Below are 22712 nucleotides of genomic sequence, written 5' to 3'. Positions count from 1 at the left end.
GTTATAATTCCAATGAGTTTGTATGATGAACAATTTCTTTGATGGCTTTGCTGTATTCATAATTCCTGAACATCTTGGCAAAACCGGTAATATGCTTCAGCTTCACAAGCTCCAACGGCTCCATGCCAAGCTTTCTACAAATAACAGCATCCGACTCACCGTTTTTTATCATGTTATAAATGATGTTTGTCATGCCATCAACGGAATGCTTGCCACGGGCACGATTGTGACGGACCGTAGAAGCCATACGGTCGTTGATATCCTTGTCAATGACAACAATGGGAAGACGCCCACTATTGCGCTGGGCAATGTCCTTATACATGCGCGCGATAAGGTTACGATGAAACCCGTCGACAATAATATACTTTTGCTCCTCTTCACTCCAAATCGTAACAATTGGCTGTGTATATCCATCTTCACGAATGGAAGTATAAAGGAGCTGCATCTCCTGCTTTGCCACAGCGTTCGGATTATAGTTGTTCGCCTTCACCATATCCATCGGTACCCAGAGGACACGGTCCACCGGATTGGCCTTTTCAGGAGACAGAGAGAATAAAATCTGTCTTATCTCATTGAAGAAGTTTATTTTATCTGGCGCTTCATCAAGCATCCGGATGATTATTTCTTTTAGTTTTTCCATATTTATACTTTGATTTATGAACCAATAACCTATTATTCAACTTTGTCTGTTCAAAGTCCTCTGTGATGATACCACGGGCAAAGGCGCGATATATATCAACGCGATCGGAATCAGACCAGCCCGCAATCTTATCAACCACCGTATTTAGATTATTGGTAAAAATTACTTTATTCTTGCTCTCAGCTACGATATTGTCTATGAGATATTGCAGATATTCCGGCCAGTCCTTGAAACAGTTGGGATAGTTTCTTACCTCTTCAAAGGCATCCAACAGAAGATGGTTCGTTGTGCCAATATTGGGAATACGCATGTACATGGCATTATAAGCCTTCGGGTCAATCTCTTGCAAGTAAGGAATATTCTGATTACTGTTCTCATGGATAAGAGAAGATACCCTTGCAGAACGCAACGGTTCCTTTGAAAAGATATAGTTGTAGACCTTATTGTATTTCAACCGATTGGAGAAGATGTAATACCATATATCGCGATATGACCAATCATACAAAGGATATATAACAACACCATGGCTACAACGTTTTCCATATGTCATTCCTGGCAAGGTTTCCTTTCCCGTCAATCCAGCACGACGAGCTGGTGACTCTTCAATACGGACACCTCCCAAAGATATATACCCCCCTCCCAAGTGATGATATGCGATGGCATCAAACATATCCTTAAATCTGTCGACTCCATAGACGTTTTCCTTAAAAGAGACATCTTCTTTCTCACGCATCCACACTTTCCCTGGCTCCCAAGGGATAAACCAGTCACCACTGTTCGCATTCCATAACCGGAACGGAATTTGCACCCAAATAGGTTCCACCTCTGGCAATGACATAACATAACGCATATACTCAACAGTATATGTGTACTCACATTCCTGATCAAGAAATATAACCGGCAACTTTTGAATGCCCAATTCACTTGTCACTTCCAAAGTAAGGTGTAATAAGGCAGTACTATCCTTGCCTCCGGAGAAACAAACACCTAATCTGTCCCCCATAGAAAACAACTTCCTTATCCGGTCTTTTGCCGCTTCATATACATTCTGCTCTGAATACAATATCATACGTTCGTCACGATATAATAGTTATCAAACTCCCTTACTTCACAATGAGGAAATCTTTCCTCCAGCTCACTCCTTGAATGACTGTAATGTTCCAGATTACAGCCGGTACGTTTATAAGTTACCGGATGATAATTCTCCTTGTAGAACATGAGGAAAATATTCTTTCCTTCGGGAATATCCGTCAGTGCTTCAATATCAATGTAACTGGCCGAGCCGAACAAAGCTACAATGCTATTGAATGTTGCAAACTTTAAATTGAGCAACTCAAACGGAATACACAAATTATTATACTCCGGATGCTTCTTTCTGAAAACATCAAGCATCTTACTACTTGGGTCAATACCCCAATATTCATCCGGAGACACTTTCAGAATATCAAGGAGTAACCCCGTACCACATCCCACATCCAGAAAAATCCCTGAAACCTCAAAAAGCATTGAGGCAATCTTACGATTCTCCTCAATACTGGCTTTGTCTTTGAACAGAGAATCATAACTCTCTGCAACTGCATCATACTGATTTACTGCGTACATACTTTATTATTTTGATTTACAAAATAAAGATACCGAATAATCCACGAACGGACTATTCGGCATCAAAGAAGTTACTGACACGATTTGGCAGAAGATTTTGCTTTAGCCAGCAATACCTTAAATAAATCCCAACCTTCAATTTAACAATTACACCGTTAATGGTTAACAAGTACATTTACCAGCTAAACCATGTTATAAGATGGCTGAACAAAGGCTCATAATTTGCATAACTTCCACAAAACCTTACCTTTGCAATGTGTTTTTCATAGTATTAGATTAAGGTTAACAAAAAGATTGGCTGTCCGGGAGGATAGCCTTTTTTGTACATATTACAGGCTACATCTCAAAAGCAAGTTGTCTCCAATTTATCCGATTATTTGGAAGACTTTCATTACATATTGTACCAATAAATAAGATATTTTACTCCTACATTATCTTTAAAAATGTTTCCACCATTTGCTAAAGACAATATTTATTTCTACATTTGAATTTTAACGAATCAAACAATATCACTAAATGTAAGAATATGAAAAAGTTTTTATTTGCCATATTGGCATGCACAATTGCACTTGGCTTTACATCATGCAGAGAGAAAAAAGCAAAAGACAAGGTTAAGGATCGTGTAGAAAATGTAAAGGAATCTGTTGAAGACGCACTTGAAGAAGCACAAGAACAGATTGAGGAGGGAGCAGATGATGTGAGGAAAGCCCTGGATGAAGCCGGGGATGAAATTGAAAAAGCAAAAGAAAAACTGGAATAAGAGTTGTAAAAAAGGCCGTCCTAATTTTATACAGTAAAGATCCACCTAATTTAAAAACATTATGAAAAAGATTAATTTACTACTGCTTTTTCTCCTATTGGCCTGCACCTTGCCTGCCCAGGATGGCATTTCCATCTTTATTGGCAGAGCCAACCGCTACGCAGCCGTGGAACTTTCTGATTACAGAAAGCGCCTATGTCTGGAATACAATATTTCAAACCGTTCCTTGGACGATTACTACAGACGCTGTGGAAAAGACTGGGGAAATGTGGGGATTGCACTTGAGGTAGCCAGAACTTCCGGAAAAAAGATGCATGATGTATGCGATTATTACAACCGGTATCAACGTTACGGATGGAACCGTATTCTTGTGGAGATTGGCATAAATCCGGGAAGTGTATATTATACCCCTTTCTATGACAGAGTCCATCACCATAGTGACTGCTGGCATGAATACTATAATTCATACTGTGAGCGCCATGATAAATTTCACCATAAGAAACACAAATATAAAAAACCGAAGAGACACCACAAGAAGCACTATCGATATTACGATGATGATGACGATGATGATGATGATGACGATTGATTTGGCTTTGAAATCCAAGCATTGAAACACTAAAAAAGAGGGGATAAGCATTAAACTATGCCTATCCCCTCTTTTATATCAATGAGATTTCTGTTCCGATATTTTCTTCAAAATCTGTACGCAGCCCCGATGTTGATGACACCCTGATCAAAATCACTGACCAACTGGTACTTAAATTCAAGATTCATGGCCCAATTACGGCTCAATGCAAATTCGGCTCCAACTCCCAAGTTTACACCGAAACGACATTCATTATGATTCCCATCGCCATCCACATGAACATGATCCCCATCCCAGTCAACATCATACATATCAAACATCCAGTTGGACAAAGTCAACCCAAACAGTGGATAAAGCTTGACATTGCTAGCTACCGGACACAGATAATGAAAATTCACGTTCACATCCAGCATGCTTACATTGTCATTTTCAAAAAAATAATTAAGAGAGGGCTCGATACGTATAGGATTGGTTATATTATACTGATACTTGATTCCCAATCCGATACTTTCAATTTCTGTACCATAACCAAGACCGAAACCTATGGCTTGTTTCCCTTTCTGCGCATAAGCACCTACTGACAACAAAAAAAGAGTTCCTAATAAAATGAATAATTTTTTCATACTACACCGTTTTATTTTAAAACAGATAAAATAATTTATAGATTGTCTACAATAAAAAAGTTAAACTATTAATAAAAATATACTCAATCAAGGGATCGTAAGGGAACTATTTAAAATTTATACCCCAGAGTAATACCGATATTCGCATTGTGCGGAGCATCCCCATCCATAATCTTGCAGAAGCCAAGCTGTGTGTCAACCCCCACAAGAATTCGGCCAAACTCTACCCCAAGACCGATGTTCCAACCGGCATCGAACCTATTGTAATTCAAGCCGTCATCACTGAATGTATCGACTTTCTCATCTCCATTGATATTGATACCTCCAACAGATGCCTTGCCATCGAACTTGGCTTTACCACCTACCCCACAGGCAAGATACGGCCCTGTCGCAATGACCAGGTTAGTATTGTCTGCAATATTGAAACGGAATTGTACATTGATGGGCAATTCCAAATAAAGCTGGTTGATCTTCACATCTGCATCCGCATCTACGACGCTACCGCTATATCCACTTGAATATTTCGCACCTTTCTGTGAGAAGAATAGCGAGGGCTGTAAGGAAACAAGGCCGCTGAATTGGTATTCCATTCCCACTCCAATGCGTGCTCCTGGTTTAAATTTGGAATGGTCAGAGTTTTCACCGATGTAACTGCTGAGATTAAGACCGGCCTTTACATTGAAAGACAATTGCGCAAATCCCATCGTGCAGAACAGCGCAAATAGAACAGTCAAGAAACTTTTTTTCATCATAATTACAAATTAAAAAAATATTAGGTTGTTATTCTTGTCAAAACCTTCTACCGCTTTTTTGTCATAAACACCACTAACAGCTATAAAAGCTGAAACAGTTAAAATAATCTTTTTATATCATATCCTAATTAAGAAATACTTGCAAATCTATATATAAAGCTTCAATAAATTAGCAACCGATAATGTTTAAAAGCAAACAAAAGGAGTTTATGATTTCTTTTTCGGAATTAATGAACAGTATAGCATACTTTTCAGAGCAAACATAAAGCTTCAAATTCTTGATAAATGGAAACTGTTATAGATAATAAGCTCAATCTTTTGCGTGATGTAGAGTGAGCTGCGGGAAGGGAAATCCTATTCCTTCTTCATTAAATGTAGTATAAACTATTTCATTGATATCATACAGTACACTCCAGTAGTCAGCGCTTTTTACCCAGACGCGCACCGTAATATCAACGCTGCTTGCACTCAATGAACCTAAGACAATAAGGGGAGCCGGTGTATCCAATATACGGCTGTCTGCATTGATTATGCGCTGTAAAACGGCTCTGACCCTCTTTACATCCTCACCGTATTCAACACCGAATACCCATTCAACACGACGTTTGTCCTGCTTACTGTAATTAGTGACGGCATTACCACTGAGACTTCCATTAGGTACATAAATCATGCGGTTGTCAAGAGTGGAAAGTATAGTGTGAAATATCTGTATTTCCTTTATCGTACCACTTACTCCCGGACCGTCTATGTAGTCACCTACTTTGAACGGTTTGAAAACAAGTATAATCAGTCCACCGGCAAAATTTGAGAGATTACCGGACAGCGCCATACCCACAGCTACACCGGCAGATGCGAGTAACGCCGCAAAACTGGTGGTCTCCACACCGAGTTTGCCGATTATGGCAAAAGCAAGAATCATGTTCAGCAGTATCTTTATCAGACTCTTCAAGAAGGTCTGTACACTGGTTTCAATCTTTCGTTTTTCGAATAGCTTGGCTACTAATGCACTTATCTGTTTGATGATGAAACGTCCGATTACATAGATTAAAAAGGCAATTAATATGTCCTTACCGGCATCCATGCCAAAATCCACCAACTTTTCCAATGCCTGTTCCAGTTTTCCTCCAGTAGTAGTTGTGTTCAATAAAAATAAATTCATTTCCTTACAAATAAAATAAGATTATAAAAACAGAGTTAAATTCAGTGTGCAAAGATAACCAAATCTGAATGGCTACCACACATATACAATCTGTATTTATTCACAAGAAAAAAGACAAAACTTATTTTCATGGCTTATTCCCTTTCAATAATTCCGGGCTATCGTAAATATTACTGACGATTGTCATAGTCTGCCATTCGCCTAAAGGTTTCATGCCGACTTCTTTTTCAAAATCGAATTGTAATGCGAATGTCGCGAGTTTTTTGTTCCACAATACAAGAGCTATCCATTGACCACATACAAGTATGTCACCTTCGTATATTTCTTTCCCGTTCTTATCGCACAAGCCGGTAAACTGCCCAACGGTTTCAGCCCATACGTCATCGCACCGGCAGTCTTCTGGGGAATATATCTTCGCCTTGTCCGTGAGGATAAGCCCGTTTTCGTTCCTTCCGGCAGTATAGAAAAAAGAGAGAAATCCATATATCCATTTCCCCGTATCAATGCTTTTCCCTCTGAATTTTATTTCACGTTTCATAATCAATACTTTTTCCATGTTTATTTTCTCTCAATTCATTGTATCGCATCTTCTGCTCCACATGCCATATAAGGTCTATGTTCAGATGTTTGGCAAACCCGAAAATAGCCAATAGCATGCTATTTAATTGATTTTCTAATAGACTGTCATATTCATACTCACACCGTATAGGAATTGTAGATATAGCGTATATGCTTTCTGTGAAGGTCTCATTATTGCAGCTTTCTGTTGCTTCGTATATCATTTCACCTGAAAAATCATCAATGGATATATTTCTTAATCCAGCCAAATCAAGCAGGCGTATGCAGGCGTCGGCAAGCTCGTCTTCCACACAGTCTTTGATATATGTTTCAAAGTTTTCCGCAAAATACTTATTTTGATAATGAAAAGTCCGTTCGTCAAATATTGTACCTTTTTTATCGACCGGAACTTTGGCAAATCGTCCTTTCCTGTCAGCTTTCACAGCTTCCATAAGCTCGGATATGACAAGGCAAAGGCAGTGTTCGTTACTCAGTTCTTCATCGTGAAAACCGTGCGTTACTGCGTTACGGTAGGCTTTATCTCTTAATTCATTTAAGTTCATGATATTTGGGTATTAATTGGTTGGAAATACAATACCCGATAACCGCCACAAAGCAGTTTCCGGGTATTCACAAAGCACTGACAAGGATTGTCTGTAGAAATTTTACGCTGGTTAGTTATAGTCGATGTTTCTATCTAACAAACGATGTAAGAATAATTTTGATACTTGAAAAACTCTTAATATTGATTGTATATCGAATCCATATTAATCTCATTTTATTGCGTACGGATACCTTAAATCATGAATATCGACAATATCCTTACACAAACTATCCAAAGAAGGCATTATAAATGATCTTGTGATTCCTATTTTTTCAAGTTTACTCAATATGTTTTGTTTATATTGTACAGGGATTATATATTTTGCATAGATAAATTCGAAATTTTCCTTCCAAGGTTCTGGATAAAGTACAAATATGCCATTTTGATTTTTATACCTAACATCTGTCATATTAGGAACTAATAAAGTTATTGCGGGAAATGAAAGTATGTCATCTTTATCTTCATCGAAAACCATCATTGAGAATGGACAACTATGATAAACAACTCCATCTTTATCAAAATTTGAACAACATGCAAAATATAATGCAATCAAAGGATTATAAGTCCAATCAAGAAGTCTCGTTGGAAGTCCATAGTGTTGTGCTAGAAATAGAAATTCCTTATCATTTTTAGGGCGTGCACCCGTAAACATTGAATATTTTCTTTTAAAATCCTCAAATACCTCCTTCTCATATTGCTTCAACACGTCCTCCTGTCCTTCCTTGAACCTCCGACCTATTGAAGGTATCAATTTATATTCAGAAGAAGATTGACCTCTGAAGAAATCCATTTCAGGGAGGCCGTTTTGTAAAGACATAAAATTTTCCAAGGTTTGTACAGTAAATACCTTCATCACTTTTTTTATTAAGGTTATAATATCACTTAAATTCTACATTCAAGTCGTGTATTCACTGCAAATATACGATTTTAATTTACGGAAACTCAATAAAGTTTTTCTGCTATTAAAAAAATCAAAAGATAAACATTAATTGTGATAGAGATAACTTTTAATATCCTCTCACTTGATATTAAACTTGCCCATGGTTGTTTTATGGTTATTGACTTCATTGCATTGAATTTTAAAGATTAATGATTATTTTTGTAATCCCAATAGCATCTCTGAAATACAAACAAAATCAGAGGGAAAACTAATGGGTTAAATTAATGGTAACATTAAATTATAGACATCCTCATTCTTTTTAGAACTGTTAGAATGAGGCTCTGTCTCAAAACAGTAAAACAGTCCAGTGTTGTAGCGACAAACCTGTACATGTTCGTTCCTATTACAGATTCCGGTTTGGCAAATGTGAACACGTGAGAGAACATTGTAGAAGACTACCTTGTAGTCATCGTTAAAAGAATCATCTTTCCGAGGATACGTGACAGGTATCCTCGTTTCAATCTCCTTTCTCTTTAATTCATTATTGCTAGCATCTCATCGAAAAACTAAATAGGTCTCCAATGAGTAACATATCCAGTCTTGATGTAGGGGTATATCCATTTATCCACTTCTCGCATTGCCATTTCATCAATACTACCATCAACAAATTTCACTTGACACATGCCTTTTGCTTGTTTGTTTGGTATTGCATCCTCTACGCTTATCCACGGTGATTGCTTTGCCTGCCATTCGACACCTTTTCTGAACATGTTTAGCATTGCTTGTTGCTGATATGCAAACTCACCTTTAACCACTATTGCATAGCTTGACATAAGCTCTTGCCATGCAGCTTCTTCTACCGTCTGTTTCATAATCATTACTCTTCAGTTGATATTAAATCATCCAAATACGCCCATTCATCAATGGCATCTTTAGAGCACTCGTAATCATCGCACTCTTCATCGTCCCAGCATTGCTCTGTTACGTTCCAATAGCGGACACCGTAACCAGTTCCAGTGCTTAACTTTCCATACACAAGGCATGGTATCTGCGGATAATGTTCATTTTCGTATTCTCCATGAGCTTGTGGCACTTCATCTTTAGTCTTATGCCATACGCTATTGATGCGCCAGTTCGCACCGACAATAAATCCGGACTTATAAATATTCTGCCCGACGATATTATATCCTTCAGCTCCTTGTTTGGCTGCTTCTTCTACTGTCTGTTTCATATATTTCTTATTGTGAGCAAGAACCACCGGTTTCCGCTCGTGTTAATACTTCATGTGCAGAAATGGCTTCTTTTTGCACATGTTAATCTCAATTCATTTTCCTTTTTCTATTCCGCTCGCTCTGTACCTCTGCCATACACATCTTGCACCATGACGCTTTCAGATGGTATTCCTTACCGTTACGACGGGCTGTCCTATCGAAGAACCTGGATAACGGAAGTGCTCTACCGCAACGGGTGCACAGTTTACGCTCCACTCCGTCAACCACCACCCGGTTACGGGGTTTCCTCCTCACAATCTCACATGGTCCGCATTCGGACGCACCGTACCTCCTGCAATATGCAAGTGAGTGCTTGCCGCACTTGGCGAAGGAGGTGCAATCCGAACGGGGAACTATCTGGTGAATGTTCATACGGCATCATTCATTAAGTCGAACAATGTGGGTGCACTGACCTCCATCTCTGCCTCATACAGATATGAAAGACTATCTTTCCAGTAGTCGTAATTGAGTTCGGTTGACAGACCTTTCCTCCCCAGATTGATAGCGCAATAGGGAACGGTGCCGATACCTCCGAACGGGTCAAACACCAGTTCACCCCTGTTTGAATACCGTTCAATCAATCTTTCGACAATATCCAACTGAAGGGGACAAATATGATTCTGCCGTTTCTTCTGCGACTGCTTAGTATTCAGCGTGCGCATCCGGGTGACATCATCCCATATCCAAGGCTTCTTGCTTACCGGGTCAACGGCCATGAATGTCTTTGGCAGTTTTCCGTATGCCTCCAGCTCTTCGGCGAATGATACGTGTTCCTCATAATCATAGACGTGCCCACGCTCGTAGTTCCTGAATAGGTGGCGTATCTTGTCAATGCCGGCCCCTTTCATGTCCTCGTAACTCAATAGAGAGTTACCCGAAGATTTCCAACTTGCATGAGCGTCTATCTGCCAACGGGCCAACGAATATTCGCTTTTGTTCTTGGTCACCGGCAAATCAGCATAAGCCCGTGAGGTGTCAGAAGGAAGCTTGCGGAAAAGAAGGACATATTCAGGACAACCGATACCCATCTTTGAACCGTCCTTGCACATCTCCGTATATCCAAGCCGATAAGTCTGGTTGTTCTCCCTTACCACATCCGTATCCACCGTGATGCGCCCCATGTAGCGGAAACCGTGTTTCATGTAGTGGAATACAGTCATTTCACTGAACGGGTCAATGGTAGGCATACCGTCACCAGTAGCGTTGCCGAACAAAACACGGTCTTTCACATGGATGCAAGCTAACCTACCGGGTTTAAGAATACGCATAAGCTCCGGTGTAAGATAATCCATCTGCTCGAAGAACTTGCCGTTGTCCTCATTATGCCCGAAGTCGTTATAGGTCGGAGTGTACTCATAGTGGTTGGAGAACGGGATGCTGGTTACAATCAAGTCCACCGAATTACTTTCCATAGTCTGGCATTCAAGAACATTGTCATTATTGATTGCCCTCCACAGTTTACCGGACTTTTCTTCCCTGCTAGCAAACATCCACCGCATCATCTTTTCCTCTGCCTGCAAGCCGAACAAACCGTTCTCGCGGACTATATCGGTCATCTTGGCTACCATCTCGCGGTGTTGCGCCCACTTCTGCATGAAGCTCTTGTATATCTCTCCCTCACTTTCCGCATAGACCAGATAAAGGTCAACCGGATGCTGCTGCATGAAACGGTAGATACGGGCTATCGCCTGGAACTTGTCGTTAAAACGGTAGTCGATGAACATGATTGCCTTATGGCAGTGGTACTGGAAGTTCAAACCTTCACCAAGCATCTCCGGTTTGGCGGCCAGATATTTCAGACGGCCGTCCTTAAAGTCCGCTATCACTTCGTCGGCTTCCTCATCATCCTGCGAGCCGTACACAGCCTTACATCCGGGTATGGCATCACACAAAGCCTTCCGTTCATTCTCCAGGTCATGCCATAAAAGGAAATGGTCGTCTTTGTTTTCAGGACGGTTAATGATTTCCACCACACGGACAATCTTTTCCTGCATGTTGTCCCGACGTTCTTTCGCTGCGTCGGCAAGTCCGAGAGCTGCCTCACGGAACATCTTCACTTGTCCGTCACGGTCGGTTCCGGCTGTGGAGTTGTCAACACTAACCACTTCTTCATGTACACGCAGTTCCGGCAATTCATATCCGGTATCGGGATAACCAAGGTCGGACGGTTTGGTGAGGAACAACGCCCATGTACTTACCCACAACCAGAACTCCTTCTCCTTGTGCGGATAAAGGGTAAGGTTATTCGCCTTCGTGCTGTCACGCTGAAAGAAACGGGTAAGTGCCTGCCCGGTATCCATCACACCGAGATAACCGGCATAATGTATCAGTTCCTTATATCTGTTGGGCGATGGCGTGGCGGTGGCGACAAAGCGGTAGGGAACATTCGCAAACAAGGGAAGGAACTCCTGATAGGTCTTGGTACCGAAACCACGTAATACGCTCGCTTCATCCAATGATGTTGCGGTGAAGTAGGAAGGTTCTATTCTTACACCATCTTCACCGTCGCGCACACGCTCGTAGTTCGTAACCATGATGTCAGTCGGGCATATCATCACATCAGCCATAGTTCGTACATAGGTCACTTTCATGTGCAGATGTTGTTCCGCTTGTGTAAGGAACTCAACCACTACACGTTTGGGACAAACTATCAGCCCTTTGCCGCCTTTGTGTTTCAGGACTACCCGAAGTATCTCCAACTGAGTAACGGTTTTCTGCATACCGAAACTGGAGAATATCGCACGGCAACCGCCAGACACCGCCCAGCGGACTGTATCTTTCACATGGGGATATAACGACGGTGTCAGTTCATCCGGATTGACCTCGAACCCGGTCTGACAGCTGATGGCCATCTTGTCTTTTAAAAATTCTATATATTCTTTCATTAAGCTACTTCTTTTAATTTCTTCAATCTTAAATCTCTAAGTTTTGCACAAAGTGCTTCGGCATTCTTCTTTGCCTGTGTAACCTCTACCGCATTTCCGATAAACTTCTTCTGGTCAGCTTGTGTACCAACTAACACATAATCTTCCGGAAAGCCCATGATACGTTTTAGTTCAGGAATGCGAAGCATCCGCATTTTAATATCCACTATGCCATACAGTGACATGAACTCCTTTATCTTCACGGTCATAGGACTATCATTGTCGTAGATTTCAATCGCTATCTGACCGCTTTCTGTTGCTACCAGATAGGGCGGCATCTTATCCATTCGTGCTATCAGGGTGAAGCAGGGGTTATCAACGGAGCTGCCAGCACTGTTGAACTGTGGATTCATCAGATAATGCCATTTCCGGTTTGCGGTTATTGTCTGTGCCGGTTCCTCTATGTTGCTACCAATATTTGAGAAAGAAGTATTCATAATCCAAGGCTTGCATGTTATAAGTTTTTGCTTGGGATTGGTTAAAATTGCCGGACAAATATTATCAATACTTGTATGTTGTCCTCCACCGGAATACTCATTGGCGATAAACCTTGGAGTTACTAATGATAATCTGTCTTTTGTTGTAACTGTCGCAGACGGCTCGTTTACCGAACGATTAAAGCCGTTCCCATAGTGCGCTGATACGAAGGCATGATGGTCCCTGCATGTGATTGTTCCGGCAGGCTCTTCCACTGATACATTCTTGCTTTCGGGATGTCCGCTGAATTGTTTGGAAAGAAAGCAAACTTGCGCTACTCCAAGTCTGTTTTGTGTTGTTACCACCGGACATGGTTCGTCAATCCCAGGAGCGTTATATTTCCCCGTACGGTTCATAGAATTATACTTCACGAGGAAGGCATCCTTTCCTCCGGCTACAAACTTGATAAGTCCGTTATAGATACGCTCAAGCGTTTTCTCTGCAAGAGGCTTTTCCCTGAAGATGGTAGTTCCTTCATCAGAGAAATCAAGTACATCCTTTACCGGCTTCCACTTCTCCAGCCGCGAAAACATATCTTGCCTACCACCCTTACAGTGGGTCGGTTCAGAGAATACTATCGGCAAACTCTTTTTAGCAAAGATGCCGAAGAAGCGTTTTCTTGTGGTATAGGCGCCGAAGTCGGCAGCATTCAGGATACGGTGTTCAAAGTTGTAACCATATTTTTTCACGTTGCGTACCCACTTCTGATAAAGTCTTCCTTTATCCATGCTGATAGGTTTCCCATTCTCATCCATATCTCCCCATGACATAAACTCTTCTACATTTTCAATCTGAATGTAGTCAGGGGCTATAACATCAATATAACGGAAGAGATGTTCTGCCAGCGTCCGGCTATCAGCATCTCTCGGTTGACCGCCTTTAGCTTTCGAGAAGTTGGTACACTCCAAAGAAGCATGAAGCATTATCATCGAATCAGGATATAATTCACGGATACGTTCAACAATAGTATTTATCGGTGAAAGCTCCAGTGTACGAATATCCTCAATGAAATGAAGTGCATCAGGAATGTTGGCATCATGTGAAAGGATAGCATTCTTATCGTGATTCACACAGCAAACGACTTTTGCACATCTATTGCCATTTAAACGGGCTTCTTCCACGCCTTCCGACAAACCACCGGCCCCACAGAATAGGTCTATGACAAATAATTCAATGTCGGACAACCCTTCTAAGCTGCATAATATCTCTTTCAATGATTTCATAACTCAATCAATCTCCTTCGGTTTCCAGTCATTAGGAACTTTTGCCCATTCTCTGAAGCTACCATTGGCTACGGCGGCGTCAATTAGTTGTTTTCTTGGTTTCATAATCGTGTGTCTTTTTTCATCAGTTACAAGTAAGTCCTTAAACAATAGTCTGCTATCCAGTAGCAGACAAAATAAAAAGCGGCATATACTGCCAGGATTGACAGAATAGTCGCTATCAGTTTGGTCTCTTTCATTTCAAATTCAGTTTTGCCCGTAAGTCGTCGGGCGGTTGGTGATTCCGTTTTACCGGAGCTTGTTGTTCCTCCAAAGCTTGGTTATTGCGTCGACGAATGATAATATCCAGTTCATCTGACCGTTCCCGAAGAAATTTCCGAAATGCTTCGCCAACGGTTATCGTATCGAAATAACCATAGAACTTACCATACCTTCCCAGCTTGAACCGTGCGACAAACAATATGAACTCCGTCAGTTTGATGTAGTGATACTGGCTAACGAACAGTCCAGAGAACTCATTCAAGGCATTTTCATCGGCCCCCTCCTTCGTGGAAGAAGCAAAATCAATGGTCAGTAACTGCGTCTTTACCCACAGAGACGAGGAACCATATCCGTACATCCGTTCAAGGTCTGACAGCGTGGGGGACTTCTCACTGTATGCTTTCTCAATATCGGCAAGAAGTAGCGGTTGGAGTGATGTCGAATATACGGCAGAAGCCTTACTAAAGGTCGGGTATTTCTCCTTGATGGCTGATAGCATTACTTCCCTGTTCGATGGCTGCATATTCGTCAAGGAGGTTTCTTGCCTTTGCTGCCTTATCAGCATCCCGATTGTTTTGTCTTTGGGCTTGATTTTCTGTTTTTCCATTGTCCTGTTGTTTTTTCTCGATTATCCAAAGATTGGCCCGACTATCCCAACGTTCCACCTTGGCACCGGTAGCAGTTTTCCAACCGAGACCGGAAAAGTGATTGTAGAAAATATCCGCTTGCAGTTCCCAATCGGGAAGTTTATCACGGAAATACTCTTTCACCTCTTCGGCGGTAGGTGGAATGAACTCTACCTTGGGTTTCGGAGGTTTCTTTTTCGGAGGTTGGTCCGGTGGGAATAACTCGCCAGAATTACCCACCTGTTTTTGTTTATGTTTATGTTTTATTATCTCGGCACCAACCTCGGCACCAACCTGCGCACCAACCTCGGCACCAACCTCGGTAAATTTTACCAAGGTGTACACTACATTCGGGCTTCCATTCTTCGTTTTGAAGTCAATCAATCCTACTTGTTTTAATCTATTCCGAGCATTTGACAAAGTCTTTAGAGAGGCTATGCTAAGGTCTGCAAGAACTTTACCATTGTTACGGTTAAACGTATTCGCCCACCTACAGAGGTTGTTAGTTTCTAACAGGTAGAAATACAAAGCGGTTTCTGTGACAGTTAGCGAATATGCGTTATGTTGCAACCAGAAGTTCTTTATTAGCTCAATATAGTTCATAATAGGTAAGAATTGACTTCATTCATAAACTCAGTAAGAGAATGGCATACCACATATTTATTTCGGAATTTTTCAGCCTCTCTCTGCCATCTTATCTGCTCCTCGCTTTGTTTCCCTTTCGGTCTCTTCATTTCGATGCAAAGAGCGGAAAATCCTTTCTTAGGTACAAGCAGTATCAAATCGGAAACACCCCTTACACTTCCCTCGTACTTCATTTGTGCTCCAGTCCTGGCATCACGCTTTCCACCGTTGGGAACGGCGAACAACATAAGACTCAAAGACGGGTATTGAATCCGGAACCAAGTCAGACAGCTATGCTGTATCTGACTTTCCGATTGCGGTGTAGTCTGTCTTTTTCTCATAATTTACCTTTGAATAAGTCCATAGCCATATCTACCACATTCTCCTTAACCACATCGTCCGTTCCGGTGACACCGTTAGCTATGCCTTTCTTCCGTTGGATAACACCATACATGTATTCATCAATGGTATTCCTGCCAAGGAAATAGTAACAGTTGACGTTATTCTTCTGCCCATTACGGTGTGCCCTATCTTCCGCCTGCTCACAGTCAGAAAAAGTCCATGGGAACTCGATGAAGGCTACACGGCTGGAAGCAGTCAAGGTGAGCCCGGTACCGCCCGATTTGTAGTTAAGGATAATCAACGTACAATCCGGATTGTTCTGGAAAGCATCCACAGCCATCTGCTTCTGGGCAGCATTATCCTCGCCGGTAACAGTCACTGCTTTCGGAAACATATTCTTCAGCTCCATTACCACTTCTTTCAGGTAGGCAAAGACAATCAGCTTTTCCCCACCGTCTATCACGTCATGTATGAATTCGGCAGCCGCCTTGATTTTTCCACGCGCAGAAATGGCTTTCAATATTCCCATGCGGACCATCACCTCGCCCCTCATGGACTTGGCTATCTTCTCATCATCCGCATTCTTGTAGACACGCAGATATTGTATGAGGTCGTTTTCCGCTTTTTCATACTCAAGCCGTGTGGTGATATCCATCTCAATATACTGCCTCGTCTTGTCCGGAAGCTGGGTCAATACCTTGGCTTTTTCACGCCGGAAGAAGCAGGTATTCCAAAGGCGCCAGTTCAGTTCTTTCAGATTGGAGGCTTTCTTCGGCCCATTACAGAAACGTTCGGTGAAGGTCCTATACCCTCCGAAATCCTCCAACCGTCCCATTATCTTAAGTTGCTGTATAAGGTCAGTATTATCGTTTACTACCGGTGTTCCCGTCAGTTCAAGAATGAAATCCTTGCCCTTACAGATGCCCTCAACAAACTTACTCTGTTGGGTCTTGGTAGACTTGCACTTATGCGACTCGTCAATGATTACAGACTTGAAAAGGGTTATACGTGGGTCAAAGGTGATTGATTTCAGCGTAAACCGCGTATCATTCTTCACATCCAATACAAAGAACTTTTTCAGGCTCTCGTAGTTAGTGATGAAGATGTCACAACACTTGGTTTCAATGAAGCGCTGCCAAGTATTTTTGTTCTTATCATCAAGGATTAGCGCCTGCTTTCCAGCAAATTTCTTGAACTCACGCTGCCAATTTATTTTAAGTGCTGCCGGACATACAACAAGGCACGGATAGGATTTTGCAATCGTCACCGTGCCTATTGCCTGCAAGGTCTTACCGAGTCCCGGCTGGTCACCGAAGATACACCGTTTATGGGCCAGAGCATAGGCTATGCCCTCCTTCTGGTAATCGTACGGTTCAAGTAGCAATCCGTGGGAAACGGTCAGCTGCGGCATCGGAGCAATGTCAAAGCTTATATCAGCCTTTCTTTGCTCCGACCGTTGTACGGAACCGCAGAATCCCTGCTGTACCGCCCATTTCGCCATTGTATCAACATACCATTCATCAGCCAAGTCAACCCACCACGCCTTTTCATTGAAAAGATATGCTTTCTTTGCGTTAGCCTTGACTGATGGAATATTGTTCACGCATTTAACCAACATCGGATGATACATGAATTTCAGTTTGAAGCCGTCCGGATATTTGGTGATACAAAAAGGTGCTGCCATATCAAGCTGCCGGCTCTTTAATCTTCACTTTTTTACTTTTATTGCGCGGCTTCACTTTCTTCCCGTCAATCGTTAGAGTAGTGCCACTCTGTTCCACCACTTGTTTAAGGAACTCATTCGCTTCCTCTTCAAATGCAGCATCTCCCACCGGGTCGGCTGCAATGTCCGTAGGAATATCCCCATCGAACGGAAGTTCCTGCTGGACTACCGCCCATTTCTTAGCGGTAAGATACTGTTCCACCTCATAATTACATGCCTCAATTGCCTGCTGCAGTTCGAATGCATGCTTATATTCCTCGTTCTCATTGTTGAACATGGTAAACGGAGCTATAAGGTTAAGCACCTTCTTACTTTTAAGAAAACGTTTTCCAACCAATACCACACCTTCATTGTCATCCGAACCGCTAACTGTGTAGCCCGTGACCTCGAATGTAGAGAAGATTTCTTCCGGCAGTTCATCTATGGAGTCCTTTCCATCAGCTTCTTTCTGCTCACAGAGGAAAGCAAGGTGAGGAATCAATTCGTTAAACGCTGCACGCAAATCCTTATGGATAAGATTCTTTCCCTCAATGGTTACATTGTCCTCATTCTCGTTCTTGAAAGAGGCAACAAGCGTGTTGTCTTTCGTGATTTTTGCTTTGGTGATATTCATTTCTACCTCCTGTCTTTATATTCGTTGATAAATTCGTTATAGTAACGGTCAGCCGGAAGAGGGAGCGTTATTCCCAGTTCGGCAGCAGCATCGGCCTGAACCTTATTTAGAAAGTCAGTCATCTGCACTGTATTGAGCTTCGATGTGCTTCCGGTAATGACCATTTCTTTTCCCCTGAAATACGAAGTCCTTCTGAGAAAGCGGTTACAATAGTAATCGTGTACATCCTGCTTGTCCGTCCCGGTCTCTTGCTCAATACAAGTAAACCACAACCACATAAGCGCATTCTGTGACATCGTCCTTGGCTCTGTGAACCTTTCGATTTTTACACGATACCGACCATTACGAAGCTGGGAACACATGAAGTCAAAAGACTTGCTTATGTGTACCTCGCCGTTGACCTTTTCCAGAATTGCTTCTTGTGCCATTACTCTAATCCAAAGATTTTTTTATCAGCAATAATGTCTCGGTTTGCTTCCAAAAACTCTATGAAATGCTCGCAGTGTGCCGTAAGCAGCTTAATCGTCTGTTCATGGTTATAAGTGTAGTATTCCGGGTATTGCGTTCCGCTAATTAGTGGCGTCCGGCTGGTACCGCCCTTCATCTGATAGGCAGTGTACTCAAACGCTTTCACGCTTTCCATCTGACCGGAAGCAATCAAACAGTAAGGATATACATGGCGCTGCCAGCCGTGTTCATACTTGCCAAAATCATACTTAGATGTTGTCTTGATATCATATACGGTATCACGAACGAGCTCATCTATATACCCATAAAGCTCCACATCACCATAACGAGTGGGAATGACTGCGGACACAAAGACTTGGGACAATGCACCGGAGAAATACTTCGACTGCTCTATACACCAGCTACGGTCAAATAAGAAATTACGCTCTGGCGCGATATCAGTAGCAGGAAAATATACCTGAATGGTATTCGTTTCTCCATCACCGATAATGGTGTATGGCTCCCGTTCGCTTGGTATATGCTTTTTCTTGTGGATATAGCAGTCTATAACAGCATTAAAGGCCGTTCCTTTATCAGCTGCCTCACTCTCAAACGGGACACGGTTTATCGCATCAAGTAGGCTTTGCTTCAGCTCCGCTTCAATTTCTTCCGGACTTTTCTTGTATTCTCCCGTTTCATTATCGACATTCCAGAAGCTCTCTACCTGCTCATCAGCCCGCAAATATTGCTCGAATTTATCGAGCAGTGACGGGTAGAATCTGTATTTAGGCTGCTGGTTCATACCTTTTGCTGAGTTTGTTAAACTTCAAGCCAAGTCTCTTGCACTTCTCATTGAGCATCATGCCTGCCCGTACCTTGCTGTCAAAGATATGCGTCATGGTATCTAAAGCTTCCCGAACAGAATTGGCAGATTGTGTATCAGTCACTTGTTCCACTGCGTCACGGATAGCATCAAGAACCGCATCATATTCGGAAGATAGTTCCGTCTGCTTCGTCTGATACTCCTTATAAGTACTGATGATTTTCGTCATGAAATCATTCTCACCCGTTACGGTACCAGACTCATCAATGATTACGGGAATTTTGATACGTGAAGGAAGATTACAAGTATTCTTCCCGTAGAACTTCTCGCAGGGGTCAAAAGAAATCGTTCTGTCCTTACCGATAGCTTCCATGTAACCAACCAAATCCAGTTCCTTAATCAAGTCACCTGCGGACGAACCGCCAATCTCCGGACGTATCTGTTTTTCGTCGCCTACTTTCTCCTCCCGTTCATGAGCCACGAAGATAACAGACTTGCCCATGAGTGTGACTTGATTAACGAAGTTGATGAACATGTTCTTACGTACTCCATAACCCTGCAGGGAAAGGGTACCATCCACTTTCTTCATCTTCGGATTCGCTGCCATAATCGCCTTATCCATGAAAGAAAGCATCTTTCCGGCAGTATCAATCACAATAGTGGAAAACTCCTTGATTTCTTCGGACGAAAGTACCTGGTTCGTCTCGTCCCAGCTTGTAATCTGAACGGTCGGTACACGATGGGCGGCATTGACACGGTGAATACCGCCGTCATAATCGAACAATACCGGATTGGGAGCCGATAATGCAAGAGTTGTTTTTCCCATGCCAGGTTGGCCGTAAATCAGTGCTGACAAGGTAGTCTTAACGGTCAGCTCGTTAGGTCTTTTGATAAGTCCCATAATAGAAAATATTAAAGTGGTTAATAAAAAAATAGCCAAAGGAAAGCCCCGAAGCGTATTCTCCGGGGCGCAAACGACAAATACTCCTAATCCTATCCGATTTCGCATTACCTTTCAGATAGAGTCAACGGCTAACCGATGCCGCGCGGATGATTCCCTGCGCTATCTTCGCCCTACTCTCGGACTAAAAGCGGATTTTCTCTCATAAAGGCTTGTAGAAACGGATGGATTCGAACCACCGACCGCCGCTTGTGGTGCTCTCCCATTAAGCTAAGAATCTACTTGAGAGAATCGAACTCTCAACCTTCCACCACACACGGTGCTCTATCCACTGAGCTACGTTCCCAGAATAGGTGAACTATTTTCACAAACCGTTCACCTTGAAACACAAACAAAAAATAAAACACGACAAAACTACTAAATAACCCTCTCTTGGATTGTGGACGTTGACGGACTCGAACCGCCAATCTCCTCAAATGAGTTGTGTTAGCCATTACACCGAACGCCCATATTTGCCTACCATATCTTCACAGACTGGGCAGGCAGGTCAACAAAGTTGCTCCCGGATAGGCGGTCAAGCCACACCGGGATAGTCACTTAAAACAAAAGCAAAATAAAAACTTAAATGAGGACTCTCACCTCACGTTGTCCTTTACAACGGAATTATAGATTAAACAATAAAAAGCTTGTGGACAATGCGGGATTTGAACGCCGCGACCTGTACATGAAACCTTTAAACAATACCATGACAAATTACCAATACTAACTACATGTACCGCTCTACCAAGCTGAGCTAATTGCCCGTGTCTGTCCCTGCTCTCACGAGTAGAGACAACTCCCATGTCTAATTCTAAATCAATCTAATTATGTGTGAAACACTTCCTCCGCTGAGGTCTATATCTTGAACACCTTTTTCAGGACATTGTGATAAAACCAATACGAATACACAAGGCCAAAAAGGTTTATACCATAATTCCAGTCTCCCGTTACCGAGTCTACATCATTAAACATCAATAAACATGGTAGTGCCAATACGTTAAGCAGTAGCACGTTTATAATGATTCTTCTTTTCATTGTTCTTTCCCTTTCTTACTTTTGCAAAGCTCAACACATCCGAAGCATTGTAATAGCTTCTCCCATTAGATTTATACTCAACTCTCACTCTTTGAGTATTTACCAACACTCTTAACCTGCCCGGACCTCCTACTATTTTTTCAGATTCTCTCTTTGGAAAAGTGCGAGAATCCATAATAGTGAGGATGTCTGCCAATCTCGCCTCCGCTGTCCCGTCAATCAACATGGAACTGCGTAAATCACCATTCACTTCGTATATCATACCGTTAAAAAATAAAGTCGTTATTATTCTTTCGGCCAGTCCTTATATATCGCATGGCTGTCCGTACCCGTGATGGTATTCTCATTCTCCGTAAGTCAATATCATTACAAGTAACCTGCATCAATAAGAATAAAATAGAGAAGAGGAATTCAAGTCCGTGCCTGCGCAATTCCTTCAAGTCAAAATCACGCTTAAGCCTATCGCAAATCATATACAGAAGCAGTTCCGTATCTTTGGAAATACCCAACTTCCGGTATATCGTTCTTTTCTGGGTCTTGACAGTCCAAACCGATTTATTCAGATTGCCCGCCACCTCCTTGTCGGCAAGCCCCTTGCAGTACTCATTCGCGACAAGCAGTTCCGTAGGAGAAAGGGAAATCATCATGCGACCCTTTCCACATCAAAAATACCTTTCCTCTTGTCAACCTCCCCTACTTTCCAGTCAGCATCCTCAACGCAGAACTCCAATCTCAATCGGGGGATAATTGTCCCCTTTATGGAATTATACGCCTTAACCGGAAAAGTTAGAACTTCCCCTACCTCCATATCTCTCAAAGCCGGAGTGTAGTTTTCTGTGATTATTCGCTTTTTCATCGCTATAAAATTTTAATGATTAGTATTTGAGCTCTCCCGAGCCAATCCGATTGGCGGCATCACGCTTTATTCGGGAGATTTACTTAACTTTGCATTGCCACATTTAAAATTAAGTAAGCATGAGTAGTGAAAGAAATCTAATCAGACTCTACATGCGTTCTCTGGATGAACGAACAGAATGGGTATTCAAAATACAAACAACACTTTTAATGGTAGCTTCAACCACCTTTGCAGTAATCATTTCTTTAAGCAGTCCTTCAGAGGACAGTCTTTGCAACAAGCTTCTCCTTGTGACTGCAATATGCGTAAATGCACTCTGTATCCTTTTCTCTGGAATATCTTTATACGAGAATAGAGTGT

At 42.1% G+C, this 22712-nt stretch carries 27 protein-coding genes and 3 tRNA genes; 2 read left to right on the top strand and 28 right to left on the bottom strand.

The window, feature by feature from the left end; genetic code table 11:
- Position 1: 1 nt before the first annotated feature.
- Genes DW039_RS06540 through DW039_RS06530 form a run of 3 tightly spaced genes read right to left on the bottom strand, consistent with a single transcriptional unit; the run spans position 2 to position 2242 of the window.
- Positions 2–640 carry a ParB/RepB/Spo0J family partition protein gene (locus DW039_RS06540; protein WP_227187301.1) on the bottom strand — a complete coding sequence of 213 codons (639 nt, stop codon included), beginning with the start codon at positions 638–640 and terminating at the stop codon, positions 2–4.
- Positions 603–1709: a phosphoadenosine phosphosulfate reductase family protein gene (locus DW039_RS06535; RefSeq protein WP_117974918.1), complete on the bottom strand. Its 1107-nt coding sequence runs from the start codon at positions 1707–1709 to the stop codon at positions 603–605. The genes DW039_RS06540 and DW039_RS06535 overlap by 38 nt, the downstream gene beginning before the upstream one ends.
- Entirely contained in the window at positions 1706–2242 is a 537-nt protein-coding gene (locus tag DW039_RS06530) for a methyltransferase domain-containing protein (RefSeq protein ID WP_117974920.1), read from the bottom strand. The genes DW039_RS06535 and DW039_RS06530 overlap by 4 nt, the downstream gene beginning before the upstream one ends.
- Positions 2243–2768: 526 nt before the next feature.
- Here DW039_RS06530 and DW039_RS06525 point away from each other — a divergent pair.
- Positions 2769–3002, top strand: a complete 234-nt coding sequence (locus DW039_RS06525; protein WP_117589301.1) for a YtxH domain-containing protein — start codon at positions 2769–2771, stop codon at positions 3000–3002.
- A 61-nt stretch (positions 3003–3063) separates the two neighbouring features.
- Positions 3064–3591, top strand: a complete 528-nt coding sequence (locus DW039_RS06520; RefSeq protein WP_117589280.1) for a hypothetical protein — start codon at positions 3064–3066, stop codon at positions 3589–3591.
- A 107-nt stretch (positions 3592–3698) separates the two neighbouring features.
- Here the strand turns inward: DW039_RS06520 and DW039_RS06515 are convergent, their stop codons facing one another.
- From DW039_RS06515 to DW039_RS06400, 25 genes are all read right to left on the bottom strand, one after another.
- A complete protein-coding gene (locus DW039_RS06515) occupies positions 3699–4214 on the bottom strand; it encodes a porin family protein (protein ID WP_117589281.1) in 516 nt (171 codons plus the stop codon).
- A 110-nt stretch (positions 4215–4324) separates the two neighbouring features.
- On the bottom strand, positions 4325–4963 hold the full coding sequence (locus tag DW039_RS06510; RefSeq protein WP_117589302.1) for a porin family protein: 639 nt from the start codon (positions 4961–4963) through the stop codon (positions 4325–4327).
- 313 nt (positions 4964–5276) lie between these two features.
- The gene (locus DW039_RS06505) at positions 5277–6125 is read right to left on the bottom strand and encodes a mechanosensitive ion channel family protein (protein ID WP_117589282.1); all 849 of its coding nucleotides are present in this window, start codon (positions 6123–6125) and stop codon (positions 5277–5279) included.
- Between the two features lie 127 nt (positions 6126–6252).
- A complete protein-coding gene (locus DW039_RS06500; protein ID WP_165853104.1) occupies positions 6253–6663 on the bottom strand; it encodes a YopX family protein in 411 nt (136 codons plus the stop codon).
- Positions 6653–7246, bottom strand: coding sequence for a hypothetical protein (locus tag DW039_RS06495; protein WP_117589284.1), 594 nt, complete (start codon positions 7244–7246; stop codon positions 6653–6655). The genes DW039_RS06500 and DW039_RS06495 overlap by 11 nt, the downstream gene beginning before the upstream one ends.
- Before the next feature lie 210 nt (positions 7247–7456).
- The gene (locus DW039_RS06490; RefSeq protein ID WP_117589285.1) at positions 7457–8140 is read right to left on the bottom strand and encodes an FRG domain-containing protein; all 684 of its coding nucleotides are present in this window, start codon (positions 8138–8140) and stop codon (positions 7457–7459) included.
- Positions 8141–8733: 593 nt separating this feature from the next.
- Positions 8734–9039 carry a hypothetical protein gene (locus tag DW039_RS06485; RefSeq protein WP_133302536.1) on the bottom strand — a complete coding sequence of 102 codons (306 nt, stop codon included), beginning with the start codon at positions 9037–9039 and terminating at the stop codon, positions 8734–8736.
- A gap of 5 nt (positions 9040–9044) precedes the next feature.
- Complete coding sequence (locus tag DW039_RS06480) at positions 9045–9398, bottom strand: hypothetical protein (RefSeq protein WP_117866142.1); 354 nt, start codon at positions 9396–9398, stop codon at positions 9045–9047.
- Between the two features lie 88 nt (positions 9399–9486).
- Complete coding sequence (locus DW039_RS06475) at positions 9487–9810, bottom strand: hypothetical protein (RefSeq protein WP_117589288.1); 324 nt, start codon at positions 9808–9810, stop codon at positions 9487–9489.
- Positions 9807–12323 carry a DNA methyltransferase gene (locus tag DW039_RS06470; protein ID WP_117866143.1) on the bottom strand — a complete coding sequence of 839 codons (2517 nt, stop codon included), beginning with the start codon at positions 12321–12323 and terminating at the stop codon, positions 9807–9809. Before DW039_RS06470 ends, DW039_RS06475 begins: the two co-directional genes overlap by 4 nt.
- Positions 12323–14062: a DNA cytosine methyltransferase gene (locus tag DW039_RS06465; protein ID WP_117866144.1), complete on the bottom strand. Its 1740-nt coding sequence runs from the start codon at positions 14060–14062 to the stop codon at positions 12323–12325. Before DW039_RS06465 ends, DW039_RS06470 begins: the two co-directional genes overlap by 1 nt.
- 235 nt (positions 14063–14297) lie before the next feature.
- A complete protein-coding gene (locus DW039_RS21460; RefSeq protein ID WP_119958232.1) occupies positions 14298–14681 on the bottom strand; it encodes a DUF6633 family protein in 384 nt (127 codons plus the stop codon).
- Between the two features lie 103 nt (positions 14682–14784).
- Entirely contained in the window at positions 14785–15333 is a 549-nt protein-coding gene (locus DW039_RS21455; RefSeq protein ID WP_182012950.1) for a hypothetical protein, read from the bottom strand.
- 215 nt (positions 15334–15548) lie between these two features.
- The gene (locus DW039_RS06450; protein ID WP_117589293.1) at positions 15549–15914 is read right to left on the bottom strand and encodes a VRR-NUC domain-containing protein; all 366 of its coding nucleotides are present in this window, start codon (positions 15912–15914) and stop codon (positions 15549–15551) included.
- The gene (locus DW039_RS06445) at positions 15911–17599 is read right to left on the bottom strand and encodes a DEAD/DEAH box helicase (protein ID WP_117866146.1); all 1689 of its coding nucleotides are present in this window, start codon (positions 17597–17599) and stop codon (positions 15911–15913) included. Before DW039_RS06445 ends, DW039_RS06450 begins: the two co-directional genes overlap by 4 nt.
- A 1-nt stretch (position 17600) precedes the next feature.
- Complete coding sequence (locus tag DW039_RS06440; RefSeq protein WP_117589295.1) at positions 17601–18251, bottom strand: hypothetical protein; 651 nt, start codon at positions 18249–18251, stop codon at positions 17601–17603.
- A gap of 2 nt (positions 18252–18253) precedes the next feature.
- Positions 18254–18679: a hypothetical protein gene (locus DW039_RS06435; RefSeq protein WP_117866147.1), complete on the bottom strand. Its 426-nt coding sequence runs from the start codon at positions 18677–18679 to the stop codon at positions 18254–18256.
- Entirely contained in the window at positions 18679–19500 is an 822-nt protein-coding gene (locus DW039_RS06430; protein ID WP_117866148.1) for an HNH endonuclease, read from the bottom strand. The genes DW039_RS06435 and DW039_RS06430 overlap by 1 nt, the downstream gene beginning before the upstream one ends.
- Entirely contained in the window at positions 19484–20422 is a 939-nt protein-coding gene (locus DW039_RS06425; RefSeq protein ID WP_117866149.1) for an ATP-binding protein, read from the bottom strand. Before DW039_RS06425 ends, DW039_RS06430 begins: the two co-directional genes overlap by 17 nt.
- A 215-nt stretch (positions 20423–20637) precedes the next feature.
- A tRNA-OTHER gene (locus DW039_RS20910) sits at positions 20638–20768 on the bottom strand.
- A 94-nt stretch (positions 20769–20862) separates the two neighbouring features.
- Positions 20863–20930: transfer RNA gene (locus DW039_RS06415), tRNA-OTHER, on the bottom strand.
- Positions 20931–21111: 181 nt separating this feature from the next.
- Positions 21112–21225: transfer RNA gene (locus DW039_RS20905), tRNA-OTHER, on the bottom strand.
- Positions 21226–21458: 233 nt separating this feature from the next.
- Positions 21459–21758: a hypothetical protein gene (locus DW039_RS20900; protein WP_117866150.1), complete on the bottom strand. Its 300-nt coding sequence runs from the start codon at positions 21756–21758 to the stop codon at positions 21459–21461.
- Between the two features lie 4 nt (positions 21759–21762).
- Complete coding sequence (locus DW039_RS06405) at positions 21763–22143, bottom strand: helix-turn-helix transcriptional regulator (protein WP_229034725.1); 381 nt, start codon at positions 22141–22143, stop codon at positions 21763–21765.
- Positions 22140–22352, bottom strand: coding sequence for a hypothetical protein (locus tag DW039_RS06400; RefSeq protein ID WP_117589300.1), 213 nt, complete (start codon positions 22350–22352; stop codon positions 22140–22142). The genes DW039_RS06405 and DW039_RS06400 overlap by 4 nt, the downstream gene beginning before the upstream one ends.
- Positions 22353–22712: the final 360 nt, after the last annotated feature.

The sequence above is a fragment of the Bacteroides sp. AF39-16AC genome (genome assembly GCF_003602735.1).
Taxonomy (GTDB): Bacteria; Bacteroidota; Bacteroidia; order Bacteroidales; family Bacteroidaceae; genus Bacteroides; species Bacteroides uniformis.
The sequence above is the reverse complement of the archived record's forward strand: the minus strand, read 5'-3'. Positions and strand labels throughout refer to the sequence as shown.

Excerpts from the sequence above, each read along its gene's own strand:
- DW039_RS06440 (WP_117589295.1), bottom strand. The coding sequence starts at position 18,251 with ATGAATATCACCAAAGCAAAAATCACGAAAGACAACACGCTTGTTGCC.
- DW039_RS06445 (WP_117866146.1), bottom strand. The coding sequence starts at position 17,599 with ATGGCAGCACCTTTTTGTATCACCAAATATCCGGACGGCTTCAAACTG.
- DW039_RS06505 (WP_117589282.1), bottom strand. The coding sequence starts at position 6,125 with ATGAATTTATTTTTATTGAACACAACTACTACTGGAGGAAAACTGGAA.
- DW039_RS06540 (WP_227187301.1), bottom strand. The coding sequence starts at position 640 with ATGGAAAAACTAAAAGAAATAATCATCCGGATGCTTGATGAAGCGCCA.
- DW039_RS06480 (WP_117866142.1), bottom strand. The coding sequence starts at position 9,398 with ATGAAACAGACAGTAGAAGAAGCAGCCAAACAAGGAGCTGAAGGATAT.
- DW039_RS06490 (WP_117589285.1), bottom strand. The coding sequence starts at position 8,140 with ATGAAGGTATTTACTGTACAAACCTTGGAAAATTTTATGTCTTTACAA.
- DW039_RS20900 (WP_117866150.1), bottom strand. The coding sequence starts at position 21,758 with ATGATATACGAAGTGAATGGTGATTTACGCAGTTCCATGTTGATTGAC.
- DW039_RS06425 (WP_117866149.1), bottom strand. The coding sequence starts at position 20,422 with ATGGGACTTATCAAAAGACCTAACGAGCTGACCGTTAAGACTACCTTG.
- DW039_RS06520 (WP_117589280.1), top strand. The coding sequence starts at position 3,064 with ATGAAAAAGATTAATTTACTACTGCTTTTTCTCCTATTGGCCTGCACC.
- DW039_RS06495 (WP_117589284.1), bottom strand. The coding sequence starts at position 7,246 with ATGAACTTAAATGAATTAAGAGATAAAGCCTACCGTAACGCAGTAACG.
- DW039_RS06430 (WP_117866148.1), bottom strand. The coding sequence starts at position 19,500 with ATGAACCAGCAGCCTAAATACAGATTCTACCCGTCACTGCTCGATAAA.
- DW039_RS06435 (WP_117866147.1), bottom strand. The coding sequence starts at position 18,679 with ATGGCACAAGAAGCAATTCTGGAAAAGGTCAACGGCGAGGTACACATA.
- DW039_RS06530 (WP_117974920.1), bottom strand. The coding sequence starts at position 2,242 with ATGTACGCAGTAAATCAGTATGATGCAGTTGCAGAGAGTTATGATTCT.
- DW039_RS06535 (WP_117974918.1), bottom strand. The coding sequence starts at position 1,709 with ATGATATTGTATTCAGAGCAGAATGTATATGAAGCGGCAAAAGACCGG.
- DW039_RS06465 (WP_117866144.1), bottom strand. The coding sequence starts at position 14,062 with ATGAAATCATTGAAAGAGATATTATGCAGCTTAGAAGGGTTGTCCGAC.
- DW039_RS06400 (WP_117589300.1), bottom strand. The coding sequence starts at position 22,352 with ATGAAAAAGCGAATAATCACAGAAAACTACACTCCGGCTTTGAGAGAT.
- DW039_RS06485 (WP_133302536.1), bottom strand. The coding sequence starts at position 9,039 with ATGAAACAGACGGTAGAAGAAGCTGCATGGCAAGAGCTTATGTCAAGC.
- DW039_RS06470 (WP_117866143.1), bottom strand. The coding sequence starts at position 12,323 with ATGAAAGAATATATAGAATTTTTAAAAGACAAGATGGCCATCAGCTGT.
- DW039_RS06525 (WP_117589301.1), top strand. The coding sequence starts at position 2,769 with ATGAAAAAGTTTTTATTTGCCATATTGGCATGCACAATTGCACTTGGC.
- DW039_RS06405 (WP_229034725.1), bottom strand. The coding sequence starts at position 22,143 with ATGATGATTTCCCTTTCTCCTACGGAACTGCTTGTCGCGAATGAGTAC.
- DW039_RS06515 (WP_117589281.1), bottom strand. The coding sequence starts at position 4,214 with ATGAAAAAATTATTCATTTTATTAGGAACTCTTTTTTTGTTGTCAGTA.
- DW039_RS21460 (WP_119958232.1), bottom strand. The coding sequence starts at position 14,681 with ATGTACGGATATGGTTCCTCGTCTCTGTGGGTAAAGACGCAGTTACTG.
- DW039_RS06475 (WP_117589288.1), bottom strand. The coding sequence starts at position 9,810 with ATGAACATTCACCAGATAGTTCCCCGTTCGGATTGCACCTCCTTCGCC.
- DW039_RS06500 (WP_165853104.1), bottom strand. The coding sequence starts at position 6,663 with ATGAAACGTGAAATAAAATTCAGAGGGAAAAGCATTGATACGGGGAAA.
- DW039_RS06450 (WP_117589293.1), bottom strand. The coding sequence starts at position 15,914 with ATGAGAAAAAGACAGACTACACCGCAATCGGAAAGTCAGATACAGCAT.
- DW039_RS06510 (WP_117589302.1), bottom strand. The coding sequence starts at position 4,963 with ATGAAAAAAAGTTTCTTGACTGTTCTATTTGCGCTGTTCTGCACGATG.